The organism is Pseudomonas sp. R4-15 (genome assembly GCF_055768815.1).
The window spans coordinates 4,376,328-4,389,622 of the sequence record NZ_CM147293.1; the positions used below are offsets into that span (position 1 = coordinate 4,376,328).

General features: G+C 67.4%; 15 protein-coding genes. 8 read left to right on the forward strand and 7 right to left on the reverse strand.

The annotated features are described in order from the left end of the window. Positions 1-12 precede the first annotated feature (12 nt). Positions 13-1,170, reverse strand: a complete 1,158-nt coding sequence (locus ACYRGX_RS21065) for an L-talarate/galactarate dehydratase (RefSeq protein ID WP_473054370.1) — start codon at positions 1,168-1,170, stop codon at positions 13-15. Positions 1,171-1,274: 104 nt separating this feature from the next. Here ACYRGX_RS21065 and ACYRGX_RS21070 point away from each other — a divergent pair, with 104 nt between their 5' ends. Next, positions 1,275-2,159, forward strand: coding sequence for a LysR family transcriptional regulator (locus tag ACYRGX_RS21070; RefSeq protein ID WP_473054371.1), 885 nt, complete (start codon positions 1,275-1,277; stop codon positions 2,157-2,159). A 7-nt stretch (positions 2,160-2,166) separates the two neighbouring features. Here ACYRGX_RS21070 and hrpB read toward each other — a convergent pair whose 3' ends face one another. Then, positions 2,167-4,695: an ATP-dependent helicase HrpB gene (gene hrpB / locus ACYRGX_RS21075; protein WP_473056749.1), complete on the reverse strand. Its 2,529-nt coding sequence runs from the start codon at positions 4,693-4,695 to the stop codon at positions 2,167-2,169. Positions 4,696-4,874: 179 nt separating this feature from the next. Here hrpB and ACYRGX_RS21080 point away from each other — a divergent pair, with 179 nt between their 5' ends. The 5 genes from ACYRGX_RS21080 (at position 4,875) to ACYRGX_RS21100 (ending at position 7,800) form a co-directional block, all read left to right on the forward strand. Continuing rightward, positions 4,875-5,294, forward strand: a complete 420-nt coding sequence (locus tag ACYRGX_RS21080) for a polyribonucleotide nucleotidyltransferase (RefSeq protein WP_473054372.1) — start codon at positions 4,875-4,877, stop codon at positions 5,292-5,294. Beyond that, on the forward strand, positions 5,294-5,797 hold the full coding sequence (locus tag ACYRGX_RS21085; RefSeq protein WP_473054373.1) for a DinB family protein: 504 nt from the start codon (positions 5,294-5,296) through the stop codon (positions 5,795-5,797). Before ACYRGX_RS21080 ends, ACYRGX_RS21085 begins: the two co-directional genes overlap by 1 nt. Then, the gene (locus tag ACYRGX_RS21090) at positions 5,794-6,672 is read left to right on the forward strand and encodes a cation diffusion facilitator family transporter (RefSeq protein WP_473054374.1); all 879 of its coding nucleotides are present in this window, start codon (positions 5,794-5,796) and stop codon (positions 6,670-6,672) included. The genes ACYRGX_RS21085 and ACYRGX_RS21090 overlap by 4 nt, the downstream gene beginning before the upstream one ends. A 340-nt stretch (positions 6,673-7,012) precedes the next feature. Then, positions 7,013-7,492, forward strand: a complete 480-nt coding sequence (locus ACYRGX_RS21095; RefSeq protein ID WP_473054375.1) for an Lrp/AsnC family transcriptional regulator — start codon at positions 7,013-7,015, stop codon at positions 7,490-7,492. Between the two features lie 89 nt (positions 7,493-7,581). Next, positions 7,582-7,800 (forward strand): DUF2788 domain-containing protein, encoded by a 219-nt coding sequence (locus tag ACYRGX_RS21100; protein WP_473054376.1) that lies wholly within the window; start codon positions 7,582-7,584, stop codon positions 7,798-7,800. Between the two features lie 384 nt (positions 7,801-8,184). On the opposite strand, the gene ACYRGX_RS21105 is transcribed toward ACYRGX_RS21100, so the two are convergent. The 3 genes from ACYRGX_RS21105 to ACYRGX_RS21115 all read right to left on the reverse strand — a co-directional run bounded on the left by ACYRGX_RS21105 (position 8,185) and on the right by ACYRGX_RS21115 (position 9,918). After that, complete coding sequence (locus ACYRGX_RS21105; RefSeq protein WP_473054377.1) at positions 8,185-8,784, reverse strand: pseudouridine synthase; 600 nt, start codon at positions 8,782-8,784, stop codon at positions 8,185-8,187. A 52-nt stretch (positions 8,785-8,836) separates the two neighbouring features. Then, positions 8,837-9,133 carry a N(2)-fixation sustaining protein CowN gene (cowN, locus tag ACYRGX_RS21110; RefSeq protein ID WP_473054378.1) on the reverse strand — a complete coding sequence of 99 codons (297 nt, stop codon included), beginning with the start codon at positions 9,131-9,133 and terminating at the stop codon, positions 8,837-8,839. A 77-nt stretch (positions 9,134-9,210) separates the two neighbouring features. Continuing rightward, complete coding sequence (locus tag ACYRGX_RS21115) at positions 9,211-9,918, reverse strand: Crp/Fnr family transcriptional regulator (RefSeq protein ID WP_473054379.1); 708 nt, start codon at positions 9,916-9,918, stop codon at positions 9,211-9,213. A gap of 167 nt (positions 9,919-10,085) precedes the next feature. Here ACYRGX_RS21115 and ACYRGX_RS21120 point away from each other — a divergent pair, with 167 nt between their 5' ends. After that, complete coding sequence (locus ACYRGX_RS21120; protein ID WP_473054380.1) at positions 10,086-11,021, forward strand: DnaJ C-terminal domain-containing protein; 936 nt, start codon at positions 10,086-10,088, stop codon at positions 11,019-11,021. Further along, positions 11,018-11,308, forward strand: coding sequence for a chaperone modulator CbpM (locus ACYRGX_RS21125; protein ID WP_473054381.1), 291 nt, complete (start codon positions 11,018-11,020; stop codon positions 11,306-11,308). Before ACYRGX_RS21120 ends, ACYRGX_RS21125 begins: the two co-directional genes overlap by 4 nt. A gap of 171 nt (positions 11,309-11,479) precedes the next feature. Here ACYRGX_RS21125 and ACYRGX_RS21130 read toward each other — a convergent pair whose 3' ends face one another. Then, positions 11,480-12,424, reverse strand: a complete 945-nt coding sequence (locus ACYRGX_RS21130; protein ID WP_473054382.1) for a Nudix family hydrolase — start codon at positions 12,422-12,424, stop codon at positions 11,480-11,482. Then, complete coding sequence (locus ACYRGX_RS21135; RefSeq protein ID WP_473054383.1) at positions 12,421-13,059, reverse strand: glutathione S-transferase family protein; 639 nt, start codon at positions 13,057-13,059, stop codon at positions 12,421-12,423. The genes ACYRGX_RS21130 and ACYRGX_RS21135 overlap by 4 nt, the downstream gene beginning before the upstream one ends. Positions 13,060-13,295: the final 236 nt, after the last annotated feature.

Sequence of the window (13,295 nt, forward strand, 5' to 3'; positions counted from 1 at the left end):
TGAGCGAGCGCGTCACGCACGCGTGCCGCACTCCCAGCGCGCGACCGTCCAGCCGTCGAGCTGCTCGTGCAGGGTGAAGCCCAGGCCCGGGCGATCCGGCAGCCACAGGCGTCCGTCGCGGATTTCCAGTCGCTCGTTGAAGGCCGGCTCCAGCCACTCGAAGTGTTCCACCCAGGTCTGGTGCTCGTAGGCTGCCGCCAGGTGCAGGTGGATTTCCATGACGAAGTGCGGCGCGAGGATCATGCCGCGGCTCTCGGCCAGGTTGGCCACCTTGAGGAACGGCGTGATGCCGCCGACCCGCGGGGCATCGTGCATCAGCACGTCCACCGCGCCGGACTGCACGTAGGCATTCACCTCCGCGGCGCTCACCAGCATCTCGCCGGTGCCCACCGGGGTATCCAGCGCCGCCGAAAGCTGCGCGTGCCCCTCGACGTCATAGGCGTCCAGCGGTTCCTCGATCCACTGCAGGTCGAACGGCTCCATGGCCCGGCCCATGCGTATCGCGGTGGTACGGTCCCACTGCTGGTTGACGTCGACCATCAGCGGCGTGTCGTCGCCGAGGTGCGCGCGTAGCGCCGCGACGCGTGCCAGGTCCAGTTTACGATCCGGGTGACCGACCTTCATTTTCACCCCGCCGATACCCCGCGCCAGCGAAGCCTCGGCCTTGTCGATGATCTCCTCGACGGAGGCCTGCAGGTAGCCGCCAGAGGTGTTGTAGCAGCGCACGCTGTCGCGGTGGGCGCCGAGCAGCTTGGCCAGCGGCAGGTTGGCGCGACGCGCCTTCAGATCCCAGAGGGCGGTATCCAGCGCTGCGATGGCCTGGGTCGACACACCGCTACGCCCCACCGAGGCGCCAGCCCAGACCAACTTGCTCCAGAGCCGGGCGATGTCGTTAGGGTCCTCACCGAGCAACAGCGGCGCAACCTCGCAGGCGAAGGCGAACTGCGCCGGACCGCCGGTGCGCAACGTGTAGGTGAAACCCATGCCGCGCACGCCCTGCTCGGTCTCGACCTCGGCGAACAACAGCGCGACATCGGCCAACGCCTTCTGCCGCCCGGTCAGTACCTTGGCGTCGCTCACGGCGGTCTTCAGCGGCAGGTTGACCGAACGCAGCTGGAGATGAACGATGCGGTCGGGCGTGGTCGACGCGTTGTGCAGGGCGAAGGTCATGGGTGCGCTCCCGGGAGGACGAACGGGTGGGGAGCGATCATAGACAGCGCAATTTATGCAGGTCTAATCTAATCAGAAACTTGATTAATACATAAACTGGATAAATGTTCGACCTCGTCCAACTCCGCTGCTTCACTACGGTGGCGACCGAGCTGAATTTCAGCCGTGCCGCGCAACGACTGAACATGACCCAGCCGCCCCTGAGCCGGCAGATTCAATTGCTGGAACATCACCTCGGCGTGCAACTGCTCACCCGCAGCACCCGCAGCGTCTCCCTGACCGCCGCCGGGCGCGCCTTCTTCATCGAGGCACAGAACCTGCTCGAACGTGCCGAACAGGCGGCGCTTTCCGCCCGGCGCTTCGCCGACGGCGACATCGGCACGGTGTCGCTGGGCTTCGTGCCCAGCGCGGTGTACGAATTCCTCCCCCGCGTGGTCGCCGACGTCCGGCGCAGCCAGCCGGACATCCGTGTTTCCCTGGCGGAGATGAACACCTACGAACAGCACGAGGCGCTGCATGCACGGCGCATCGACCTCGGCATCGTACGTTCGACGCCACGCCAGCCGGAGTTTTCCAGCGAGTGCCTGGTGCGCGAACCCTTCGTTCTCGCGGTTCCCACCGAGCATCGCCTGGCCTGCGCGGCTGCGCCGTGCATCACGGACCTGGAGGCGGAGCCCTTCATCATGTACTCGCATTCGGCCTACCAGCCGTTCAACGAACTGCTCACCGGCATGTTCCGCGCCGCCCAGGTGACCCCTGACTATGTTCAGTGGCTGGGCTCGACGCTGACCATCCTCGCGCTGGTGGACACCGGCATGGCCCTCGCCCTGGTCCCCCGGAGCGCCACGCGAATCCGCTTCGAGCGCGTACGTTTCCGCGACATCGAGCTGGGCGAAGGCATCCGCAGCGAGCTGCACCTGGTCTGGCGCAGCGACAACGACAACCCGGCCTTCCTCACCCTGCTCGAGGCACTTCGCGGCGCGCTCTGAGACGCGCTCACTGGCCGCGTGGCTTGGCCCGTGCGGTGGCCTGGGCGACCAGCGGATCGTCCGGCCAGTAGTGCTTCGGGTAACGGCCCTTGAGGTCCTTCTTCACCTCGGCGTAGGTACTCGCCCAGAAGTTTGCCAAATCCTGGGTGACCTGGACCGGGCGCTGCGCCGGCGACAGCAGGTGCAGCTTCACCGCCAGGCGGCCCGCGCCGATGCGCGGGGTATCCGCCACGCCGAACAGCTCCTGCAGGCGGACCGCGAGCACCGGCGGATACTCGCTGTAGTCCAGGCGGATGTTCGAGCCGGAGGGCACCGCCAGGGTGCGTGGCGCGAGTTCGTCGAGCTGGCGCGGCAACGGCCAGGGCAACAGCGCCTGGAGCATGCTCGCCAGGTCCAGGCTGGCGAAGTGGGACAACCGCGAGACCTTGCCCAGGTAGGGCAGCAGCCAATCCTCCAGCGTCTCCAGCAGCGCCGCGTCGCTGACGTCCGGCCAACTGCTGCCGCTGCCACCGGACTCCAGCTCCAGGCGCCGCAGCAGGCCGACACGCGCCTGCCATTGGCGCAGCTCCGGGGTCCATGCCAGCAGCGCCAGGCCCTTGCGCCGTACCAGCCCAAGCAAGGCCTGGGCGCGGGCCTGGGCATCCAGGTTGGGCAACGGCTCGCTGGCCAGCAGCAACTCGCCGACCTTGCGCTGACGCTCGGCGCGCAGCACGCCTTCGCGCTCGTCCCAGTCCAGCGTGTCGTGCTCGCTCACCTGCTCGGCGAGCACCGAATCGAACAGCGCCGGCTCCAGCGCCGCGGCCAGGTAGATGCGCTCTTCACGCTGGCCCTGGCGACTGCCGAGATCGGCGACCACCAGCCAGGGCTCCTTCATCAAGGCATCCGCTTCACCGAACTGTGCGGCACGACCGTTGGCCAGGCGGTACTCGCCCCCGCCGGCCCGACGCTGGCGGGCGATGCGGTCCGGATAGGCGAAGGCCAGCAACGCGCCAAGCCAGCGCCCCTGGGCCGGATCGGCTACCGGCTCGCTGGGCGCGCCGCGCAGGTAGCCACGAAATTGCCGCGCCAACTGACGGACACGTTGTAAGGCGCCGCGACTGGCGCGCGTGGCGCTGTGCTCGCCGGCCAGCAGCGCCAGGCGTGAGTGCAGGTCGGTATCACCGCCACGCAGAATGTCGCGCTCTCCCAGCAATGCAGCGAGATCGCACGCCAGCGCCGCCAGTCCCAGCGCGTGGCCACGCAGCAGCAGGTGGGCAATGCGCGGATGCGCCGGCAGCTCGGCCATGGCCTGGCCATGCGCGCTCAGACTCCCGGCGCCACTGCGCGAAGCCAGCGCGCCAAGGCGCTGCAACAGGTCCTGGGCCTGGGCATAGGCGGAGGCCGGCGGCAGGTCGAGCCAGCTCAGCTCCTGCGGCGTAACGCCCCAGCGCGCCAGTTGCAGGGCCAGGCCGGCGAGGTCGGCCTGGAGGATTTCCGCCGCGCCATGGGCAGCCAGTTGCTCGTGCTGGGTCTGCGACCACAAGCGATAACAGACGCCGGGTTGCAGGCGTCCGGCTCGCCCGGCACGCTGGGTCGCCGAGGCGCGGGAGATACGCTGAGTCTCCAGGCGCGTCATGCCACTGCCCGGATCGAAACGCGGCACCCGCGCCAGGCCGGCGTCCACCACGACCCGCACGCCGTCGATGGTCAGGCTGGTCTCGGCGATGTTGGTCGCCAGCACGATCTTGCGCTTGCCGGCCGGCGCCGGCTCGATAGCGGCGCGCTGGGCATCGAGGTCGAGCTCGCCATGCAGCGGACAGACGAGCACCTCGTCACGCCCGGCCAGGGCTTCGCCCAGCTGTTCGGCGACACGCCGGATCTCCGCCTGTCCGGGGAGGAACACCAACAGGCTGCCGGACTCATCGGCCAAGGCCTGCAGGACCGTCTGCAGCACTCGCGGCTCGATGAATTCGCCCGCCTGCCAGGGGCGTCCCCAACGGATGTCCACCGGGAACATGCGCCCCTCGCTGCGCACCACCGGCGCATCGTCGAGCAACGCCGACAGACGTTCGCCCTCCAGCGTCGCGGACATCACCAGCACCTTGAGCGGCGCTTCCTCGCGCAGCAGCGCACGGCCGTTGAGGGTCAGCGCCAGGGCCAGGTCGGCATCCAGGCTGCGCTCGTGGAATTCGTCGAAGATCACCAAGCCGACGCCATCCAGGGCCGGGTCGTCCTGCAGGCGACGGGCGAGGATGCCCTCGGTGACCACCTCGATGCGAGTACGGGGGCCGACCTTGCTGTCCAGGCGGATGCGATAGCCGACCGTCTCCCCGACCCGTTCGCCCCGTTCGGCAGCCAGCCGCTCTGCAGCGGCGCGTGCCGCCAGGCGCCGAGGTTCGAGCATGAGGATGCACTGCCCTGCCAACCAGGTCTCTTCCAGCAGCGCCAACGGCACGCGGGTGGTCTTGCCGGCCCCCGGCGGAGCCTCCAGCACGACTTCATGGCGTTGCTCGAGGGCTGCGCGCAGGGCGGGAAGGACGTCTTCGATGGGCAGCATGGCAGGCGATGGGGACATTCGGAATCGGGCCGGCGAGTATCGCACGGCAGAACCGAGTGAGCCGCCACACAGTCTCAGGCAGGAGCTGCTGCCGTTTCGCTTGCACGAGCGGTGACAGCAGCCGATGCACCGCTCATCGGCTGAGATATAGTGCTCACTTCCACTCCAGGAGAGTCATCATGCCCTTTCCCCGTCGTGTGCTAGCCAGCGCCGTCGCGGTCGCCTTGACCACCCAGCTCACCGCGTGCGGCACCATTTTCTATCCGGAACGCCGCGGCCAGATCGATGGACGCCTGGACCCGGCGATCGTCGTGCTGGATGCCGTTGGCCTGCTGTTCTACCTGATCCCCGGCGTGATCGCCTTCGCCGTCGATTTCGCCACCGGCGCCATCTACTTGCCTGGCGGCTATCAGGCGAACATCGCGCCGGAGAAACTCGATAGCGTGGTGGACAGCGATGGTCAGGTAAATCTGCCCCGCCTGCAGGCGCTGATCGAGCAGGAAACCGGCCAGCGCATGCCGCTGGATGACCCGCGCCTGCAGATCCAGCGCGGTGACGCGGGGCAACTCGCCAGCCTCGGCCAGGCTACGGCGGGCTGATGCAGCCGCTTGCCGAGCATCTGGCCTACCTGCTGCGTTATCAGGGGTGGGCCCACGCACGCCTGCTCGATGCCGTGGAGGCGCTGCCGGAAGAGGACTACCAGGCAAGCTGCGGGCTTTTCTTCGACAGTCTGCACGGGACGCTCAACCACCTGGCGGTGGTGGAGCGGATCTGGTTGGCGCGTTGGAACGGCGTGCCTGCGCCCTATGCCGAACTGGACGAGCGCCCTTGCGCAGATCGCGCCACCTTGCGCGCGATGCTCAGCGAGGGCGTTCTGCTCTGGCAGCAGGCGCTCGCCCCGCTTGACGACCACGCGCTGCTCGCGCCTTTCGACTACAGGAACCGCGCAGGCAAACCGCAACATTCGACCCGCTTGCGGATACTCACCCACCTGGTCAACCACGGTACTCACCATCGCGGGCAGGCCAGCGCGGCACTCAGCGCCCTCGGTCGGCCGGCACCGGTCATGGACCTGCTCTACTTCCCCGACGAACAGCAATGAAGATCGATGCCCGACATGCCCGCTTGCTGCGCCTGGCCACTCGCGCAGCGCTCGCCACGGCACTCCTGCTGGCCGCCACCAAGGCGCTGGCCTGGTGGGCCAGCGGCTCGGTCAGCCTGCTGGCGGGGCTCACCGACTCGCTGCTCGACGGAGCCGCCTCGCTGATCAACCTGCTGGCGGTGAACTACGCGCTGCGCCCCGCCGATGAGGATCACCGTTTCGGCCACGGCAAGGCCGAATCCCTCGCGGGCCTGGGCCAGGCCGCGTTCATCGGCGTCAGCGCGCTGCTGGTGGCGACCCAGGCGATCGAGCGCCTGCGCACGCCACAGCCGGTGGAGGCGACCGGGTTGGGCATCGCCGTGATGCTGCTGTCGCTGATCGCCACCGCCGCGCTGCTACTCCTGCAACGCCACGTGATTCGCGTCACCGGCTCGTCGGCGATCCAGGCCGACGCCCTGCACTACCATTCGGACCTGCTGCTCAACGGCGGCATCCTGCTCGCCCTGGTCCTCGCGCGCCTGGGCTGGCCGGCGCTGGACGCGGTGTTCGGCCTGGGCATCGCGCTGTACATCCTCTACAGCGCGGCGCGCATCGCCAAGAGCGCCGGATCGGTGCTGATGGATCGCGAGCTGCCGGAGGAAACCGTGCAGCGCATCGCCGAGCTGGCGCAGCAACCGGCGGGCGTGCTCGGTATTCATGACCTGCGTACCCGCGTCTCGGGTGGCGACTGGTTCGTGCAATTGCATCTGGAACTGCCGGGCGAGCTGCCCTTGCGCCGCGCCCATGCGATCTGCGACGAAGCCGAGGCGGCAATCCAGGCCGAGTTTCCCCAGGCCGAAGTGCTGGTGCACGCCGATCCGCGTCCGCAAACCTAGGCTCGCCAAACCAGAACTCAAATGTCGGGCAGCAAAAAGGGAGACGCCGGGTCTCCCTTGGTGCGTTGGTGTCCTGTCGTCGTCGCGGGTAGCGCCGTCTCGCTCGCCCGTCTGGTTGGACGGTGCGTACCCGGGGGCCTTCGGCTCGGCTGGAGCGGTTGGCAGCGGCGGGCGAGGTAGCGCCTGCGCCGCGGGGGACGTCCGGGAATCGACTAGGGAAATGCTAACGCGGAGGAGACGATAGGTGATTGCGAATATTGCGAATTTAACCAGCTATTGCGCAATCCAACCAAAGCAAAACAAAATAGTGCGCAATTAAAGCTCTAAAAGAGTCAAGCCAATGGAAAAACTCGACCGCTACGACCTGCGCATCCTCGAGGAGCTGCAGCGCGACGCGCGCATCTCCAACCAGGAACTCGCCGAGCGCATCGGCCTGTCGCCCTCCCCCTGCTCGCGCAGGGTCAAGCAGCTCGAGGACGACGGCTACATTCTGCGCCAGGTCGCCCTGCTCGATCGCAAGAAGCTGGGCCTGTCGCTCACCGCCTATGTCCTGATCGGCATGGACCGGCACACACCGGAGCGCTTCGAGCATTTCCAGGCGGCCATCCACTCACACCCCGAGATCCTCGAGTGCTGCCTGGTCACCGGGATGGATGCCGACTACCAGCTCAAGGTCGTGGTGCCGGACATGGATCATTACCAGCGCCTGCTGCTGGGCTACCTGACGCGCATCGAGGGCGTGACCAGCGTGCGCTCGTCCTTCGTCCTCGATCAGGTGCAGTCGAGCACCGAACTGCCCCTGGGGCATCTGCGGGGCTAGTCATCCGCGAGTGCGTAAAACCCCCATGGATGAAACGAGAAAGGCCCCGCAACGTATAATGCCGGCTCTGCGCATGGCACGAGGTCAACATGGAAACCGAGCAGTTCGAGTCGCTGATGATGTACGTCCTGGTAAGCGGCTTGATGGCCTTCATGGCATTCATCATCTGGGACCTGGCGAAAACCTCCAAGGCCGGACGCCTGGGCACCGCGATCCTCTTTCTGGGTCTGGGACTGTGCCTGTTCGCCTTTCTCGCCAAGCCGATCATCGGCTACCTCATCGAAGTGAGTCGCGGCATTCCGCACTAGGGCCTGTTCCCGTTTCATTCACGGCCGCGCCGGCGCCTGTTTTGGCGCGAGACAAGGCCGCGCCCGTTCCCGACGGGCTTGCGGCATTCACTCCATCCCTGGAGATCGCGCGAGTCGCAGGACTTACCGGGGTAAGTTCAAGACGAGTAACGCCGTATCGCGCCAAAACAAGCACCGGCCCGTAGGGTTGTGCCAGAAATGGCCTGCGCTGTCGTTGCAGGACTTGCCAAGGGAATAACCATTGCCTGCGTCCTGCGCCTAACCGCAGGCCATTTCTGGCGAGAACGCGGGGCGGCCATCCGCGGCTCGCGAATGAAACGGGAACAGGCCCTAGGGCCTGTTGACGTTTCGTTCACGACCGCGCCGAACGAAACGTCGAAGGTCCTAGAGCCGCGGCTCCACCTCGCGCCAATCCCCCGGCTGCAACCCGTCCAGACTCCAGGGGCCGATGCGCCAGCGCACCAGGCGCAGGGTTGGCAGGCCCACGGCCGCGGTCATTCGCCGCACCTGGCGATTGCGCCCCTCGCGAATGGTCAGCTCCAGCCAGGCCGTGGGCACGCTCTTGCGAAAGCGCACCGGCGGATTGCGCGGCCATAACGGCGGTTCGTCGATACGCCGGGCCTGGGCCGGCAGCGTCGGCCCGTCATTCAGCTCGACGCCCTCGCTCAGCCGGCGCAACTGCTCCTCGTCGGGTTCGCCCTCGACCTGCACCAGGTAGGTCTTGGCCAGCTTGTGGCGAGGGTCGGCGATGCGCGCCTGCAACTGACCGTCGTTGGTCAGCAGCAACAGGCCTTCGCTGTCGCGGTCCAGGCGTCCGGCGGGATAGATACCGGGGATCGGCACGAAGTCGGCCAGGGTCGCGCGACCCTGGTCGTCGCGGAACTGGGTGAGCACATCGAAGGGTTTGTTGAGAAGGATCAGACGGGGCGTGGCGGGCGCTGCCTTGGCCTGGCGGCGCGGCGGGGTGCGGGGAGGACGCGGCATAGGGGCGACACGCTGGATGGAACGGCCGCCCAGTCTACCGCAGGCGAGGCCTTCAGCAGCAGTCGTCCTCGACACGCTGCAGCAGCGTCTGCGCTTCGTCGTCGGCATGCCGCTCGAACAGTTCGAAGATCACGTTGACCTGCGAGTGCAGCAGCAGGCGGGCGTCGGCCTCGGTGCCGTCACGGTCGCCGAGCTTTTCCGCGAAGTAGCGGCAGAGTACGCAGTTGCCGTCGTCCTGCTCGCGGTAGTGGCGGATACGTGCATAGATGGCGCGTATGCAGGCATCGCAATCGATGTACGGCAGAGCGTCGTCACCGGCGATGCTGCGGTAGGTAGTCAGGGTGCTCATGGGCTGTTCCTCCAGGCCTGTACCCCACGGATTCGTGGAGCCTGGCCATGCTAGGAAAGTGACGGGGCGAACGTCTGTCAGCCAGGCGACACTCGCGGCCGCAGGCTGCGTTCGTGCAGTTGCTCGGGCTGGTGGATGATGAAGGCGCCATTGCCGCTGCGGCTGAGCAGCCCTTCGCGGGTCAGCCGGCTGAGCAGCGAGGACACGGTCTGCCGGGTGGTGCCGAGCAGGCGGGCGATGTCTTCGGTATTGAGGTCCAGGTGCAGCAGGATGCCCTCCTCCCGAGGCTCGCCACGGCGCCGCGCCATACCGTCGAGAAAGCGCGCCAGGCGCCCCTCCACGTCGCGAAAGGCCAAATCCTCGATAATCCGCATCGAATGCCCCAGCGCCTGGCCAAGCACCCGAACGATCGCCGGAGCGGCGCCAGGCAATTCTTCTAGGCGGCCCAGCACCTGGCGCGTCGAGGCGACCAGCACCTCGCAGTCACGCGCCGCCTGCACGTAGGCACGACTATGGGTGCTGTAGATATCGCCGGGTTCGAGAAAGGCCAGGGTGTACTCCTTGTCATCGAAGGCGAGGAACACGCGGATGCGCCCGCTCCGCACGATGAAGATGCTGTCGCGATCACCCTGAGGATCGCCCAGCAGTTCGTCCTCGCGCAGCTGGCGCACGCGAAAGCCCTGCAACAGCGCCGCGCGATCGAGCTCATCGAGCATGTCCAGGGGCGCGATCGCGCCCCGCGGGCCCGCACCGCCCGTGTGTGGATGGCTCCCTTGCTTTCCCATGAAGACTCCCCATCTACAACTGTGGACGACGGCGCCCCCTCGCCGTCCCGTTGTGCCGGCATTACCGCATTGCCGTAGCGGCAAGACTGCCCTCTGCGGGTCCGCGACGCAATCGCCCAGGCCAGTGCAACTACACTGATTCTTGCGAACACACCACGGTGACCCGCATGGATTTCAAGGATTACTACCAGATACTCGGTGTCGCCCCCGACGCCGACGAGAAGGCCATCAAGACGGCCTATCGCAAGCTGGCGCGCCAGTACCACCCGGACGTCAGCAAGGAGCCCAACGCCGAAGATCGCTTCAAGGAGGTCTCGGAGGCCTACGAGGTCCTCCACGACGCCGGCAAGCGCGCCGAGTACGACGAGCTGCGCCAATACGGCCAGCGGGGGCGTTTCGAACCGCCACCGGGTTGGCAGGCCTCCGGGCGCGACGAGCCGGGCGAGGACGCCTATGGCGACTTCGGCCAGTTCTCCGACTTCTTCGAATCGATCTTCGGTGGCCGCCCGGGCGCACGCAGCGCCGGCAGACGCGGCCGCGACCTGGAGATGGAGCTGCCGGTGTTCCTCGAGGAGACGCTGCGCGACGAGGCCCGCGAAGTCAGCTACAAGGTGCCGCGCTACGACAGCCATGGGCAGCGCGAGGACATCACCCACAGCATCAAGGTACGCATCCCCGCCGGGGTGCTCGACGGCGAGCGCATCCGCGTCAAGGGCCAGGGTGCGCCTGGGCTGGGCGATGCCCCGGATGGCGACCTGTATCTGGTCGTGCGCCTGGTGCCGCACCCCTTGTTCGACGCCGAAGGCCACGACCTGATCCTGACCCTGCCAGTGGCGCCCTGGGAAGCCGCGCTGGGCACCAAGGTCGAGATTCCCACCCTCGACGGGCGCATCAACCTCTCGGTGCCGCCGAACAGCGCCAGCGGCCAGCGCTTGCGCGTCAAGGGCAAGGGCCTGCCGCGCCGGGACGGCAGCTTCGGCGACCTCTACGCGGTGCTCAAGGTCGTGATGCCCCGCGACAATGCGCCGGTGAAGGCACTCTGGGAACAACTGGCACAACAGGCGGCGTTCGACCCGCGGCGTGAATGGAGGAAGAGCCAATGAGCCGCTTCATCGTCATCGAAGAGTTCTGCCAAAGCACCCACCTGAGCCGCGAGGCATTGGTGGAAATCGTCGAGTTGGGCATCCTCTCCCCCGCTCGGGACAGCGACCCCTGGGCGTTCGAGCTGGAAGCGTTGCTGCTGGCGCGTCGCGCCCAGCGACTCAAGCGCGAGCTGGCGCTGGACTGGGCGGGAACCGCCGTGGCGCTGCGCCTGTTCGACGAGATCGAGCATCTGCGCCGGGAGAACCAACAGTTGCGTCAGCGAGTGCAGCGCTTCGAGCAGCATTGAAGCCCAGCCGGCCGCATAGGATGCGGTAGGGCCGCGTAGGTCGCAGCCGCGTAGGATGGGTTGAGCGCAGCGATACCCATCAAGCCAGCATTACGGTGGGTATCGTCGCTCCGCGACTCAACCCATCCTACGATCCACGTGGGGACGATCAGACGAAGGAATGGATACGCCCTACCCTTCGGGCCAGAATGCCCGAATCCCCGCGACACCCTGTGCGCCGTGCTGCCAGGCGCGTTCGAGATCGCTCTCGCCCAGCCCGCCGAGCAGAAACGCCGGACGGTTGCAGCGCTCCAGCAAGGCCTGCGCCGCCGTCCAGCCCAATGCCTCGGCCTCTGGATGGGTGGCGGTCGGCTGGATCGGCGAAAGGGTGACGAAGTCCGCATCGATACGCTCGGCCAGCGCCAGTTCCTCGGCATCGTGGCAGGACGCCGCCAGCCAGCGCTCGGCGGGCAACGGGCGGCCCTGCGCGGCATAGCGCCGCAGCTGTTCAGAGGTCAGGTGCCAACCGGCGGAGGGAAAGTCCCCCAGCCATTCCAGCGGCCCCTTGAGCATCAACTGCGCGCGGCCGGCGCAGAGGCCGACGGCGTCCAGTGCAAGGTCGCGATACTGGGGGTCGAACATCGCCGGGGCGCGCAACTGGACCAGGCGAATGCCGCCGTCGAGGGCCGTTTTGAGACCGCGCAGCAGCGCGTCGGGCGCCAATCCATCCGGGGTGATCAGGTAACGCTCGGGCAGACGTGCGGCGGCAACGATGGGCCGATTGGCCGCGGGAAAGGCGTAATCGCCGAACTGCCGCGCGGTGATCCAGGCCAGTGGCTGGCCCTCGACGCCCTGCGCCTCACCGTCGAACGCGGAGACCTCCCAGACGTCCAGCAGGACGCGCTTGTCCGGGTAGTCATGGCGCACCTGCAGCAAGGGTCTGGCCTGGCGCACGCGAATCCCCAGCTCTTCCTGCAGCTCACGGGCCAGGGCCTGTTCGACACGCTCGCCCGCCTCGACCTTGCCGCCCGGGAATTCCCACAGACCGCCCTGGTGCTTGTGTTCGGGGCGGCGTGCGATGAGCACTCGCCCCTGCTCGTCGCGGATCACCGCGGCAGCCACGTGGACTCGATTCAAGAAACGCTCTCCCTCTCCTCGTGCGCCGCCCGCTGCCAGCGCAGGAAGGCGGGCCAGTTGTGAATGCTCTCGACATAGGCCGCCGCCACCGCCGGCAGCGCAACCCGATAGCTGCGCAGGCGCGAGGCGACCGGGGCGAAGAAGGCGTCGGCCAGCGTCGGTCGGCCGAAGAGGAAGTCGCCCTCCTGGCCAAAACGCGTACGGCAGTCTTCCCAGATCCGGCAGATGCGCGCGATATCGGCCGCGACCTCGTCGGGAATCCGCTCCAGCTCGCGGTCACGCTGCAGGTCCATTGGCATGTGCGTGCGCAACGCGACGAAACCGCTGTGCATCTCCGCGCAGACCGAGCGAGCCAAAGCCCGCGCGTACTCGCGCCGCGGCCACAGGCGCGCTTCGGCGAAACGCTCTGCCAGGTACTCGCCAATGGCCAGGGAGTCCCAGATGGGGCCCTCCTCGGTGACCAGCACCGGAACCTTGCCGGCCGGCGAATACTGCAGCAGTTGAGCCCGCGTCTCGGCCTGGAACAGGCGCACCCGGACTTCGTCGTAGGGCACGCCGGCCAGATCGATCGCCAGGGCAGCGCGCAGCGACCAGGAAGAGTAGTTCTTGTCGCCGACCACCAAGCTCAGGGCCATGGGCCAATCCTCAGGAACGATGGGAAAGGGGCTAGGGTCTGTTCCCGTTTCATTCACGGCCGCGCCGGTACCTGTTTTGCCGCAAGACAAGGCGCGAGTCGCGACCTTTACCGGGGTAAAGGTAAGAGGAGCAACGCCGTATTGCGGCAAAACAGGTACCGGCCCTGCGGGTTGTGCCAGGAATGGTCTGCGCTGTCGTTGCAGGACTTGCCAAGGGATGACACGGCCAGTCTGGT

What these genes read in the sequence shown, in the direction of transcription:
- ACYRGX_RS21105 (WP_473054377.1), bottom strand. Translation starts at nt 8,784, where the DNA reads ATGCCGCGTCCTCCCCGCACCCCGCCGCGCCGCCAGGCCAAGGCAGCG.
- ACYRGX_RS21065 (WP_473054370.1), bottom strand. Translation starts at nt 1,170, where the DNA reads ATGACCTTCGCCCTGCACAACGCGTCGACCACGCCCGACCGCATCGTT.
- ACYRGX_RS21125 (WP_473054381.1), top strand. Translation starts at nt 11,018, where the DNA reads ATGAGCCGCTTCATCGTCATCGAAGAGTTCTGCCAAAGCACCCACCTG.
- ACYRGX_RS21120 (WP_473054380.1), top strand. Translation starts at nt 10,086, where the DNA reads ATGGATTTCAAGGATTACTACCAGATACTCGGTGTCGCCCCCGACGCC.
- ACYRGX_RS21085 (WP_473054373.1), top strand. Translation starts at nt 5,294, where the DNA reads ATGCAGCCGCTTGCCGAGCATCTGGCCTACCTGCTGCGTTATCAGGGG.
- ACYRGX_RS21090 (WP_473054374.1), top strand. Translation starts at nt 5,794, where the DNA reads ATGAAGATCGATGCCCGACATGCCCGCTTGCTGCGCCTGGCCACTCGC.
- ACYRGX_RS21115 (WP_473054379.1), bottom strand. Translation starts at nt 9,918, where the DNA reads ATGGGAAAGCAAGGGAGCCATCCACACACGGGCGGTGCGGGCCCGCGG.
- ACYRGX_RS21135 (WP_473054383.1), bottom strand. Translation starts at nt 13,059, where the DNA reads ATGGCCCTGAGCTTGGTGGTCGGCGACAAGAACTACTCTTCCTGGTCG.
- ACYRGX_RS21095 (WP_473054375.1), top strand. Translation starts at nt 7,013, where the DNA reads ATGGAAAAACTCGACCGCTACGACCTGCGCATCCTCGAGGAGCTGCAG.
- cowN (WP_473054378.1), bottom strand. Translation starts at nt 9,133, where the DNA reads ATGAGCACCCTGACTACCTACCGCAGCATCGCCGGTGACGACGCTCTG.
- hrpB (WP_473056749.1), bottom strand. Translation starts at nt 4,695, where the DNA reads ATGCTGCCCATCGAAGACGTCCTTCCCGCCCTGCGCGCAGCCCTCGAG.
- ACYRGX_RS21080 (WP_473054372.1), top strand. Translation starts at nt 4,875, where the DNA reads ATGCCCTTTCCCCGTCGTGTGCTAGCCAGCGCCGTCGCGGTCGCCTTG.
- ACYRGX_RS21070 (WP_473054371.1), top strand. Translation starts at nt 1,275, where the DNA reads ATGTTCGACCTCGTCCAACTCCGCTGCTTCACTACGGTGGCGACCGAG.
- ACYRGX_RS21100 (WP_473054376.1), top strand. Translation starts at nt 7,582, where the DNA reads ATGGAAACCGAGCAGTTCGAGTCGCTGATGATGTACGTCCTGGTAAGC.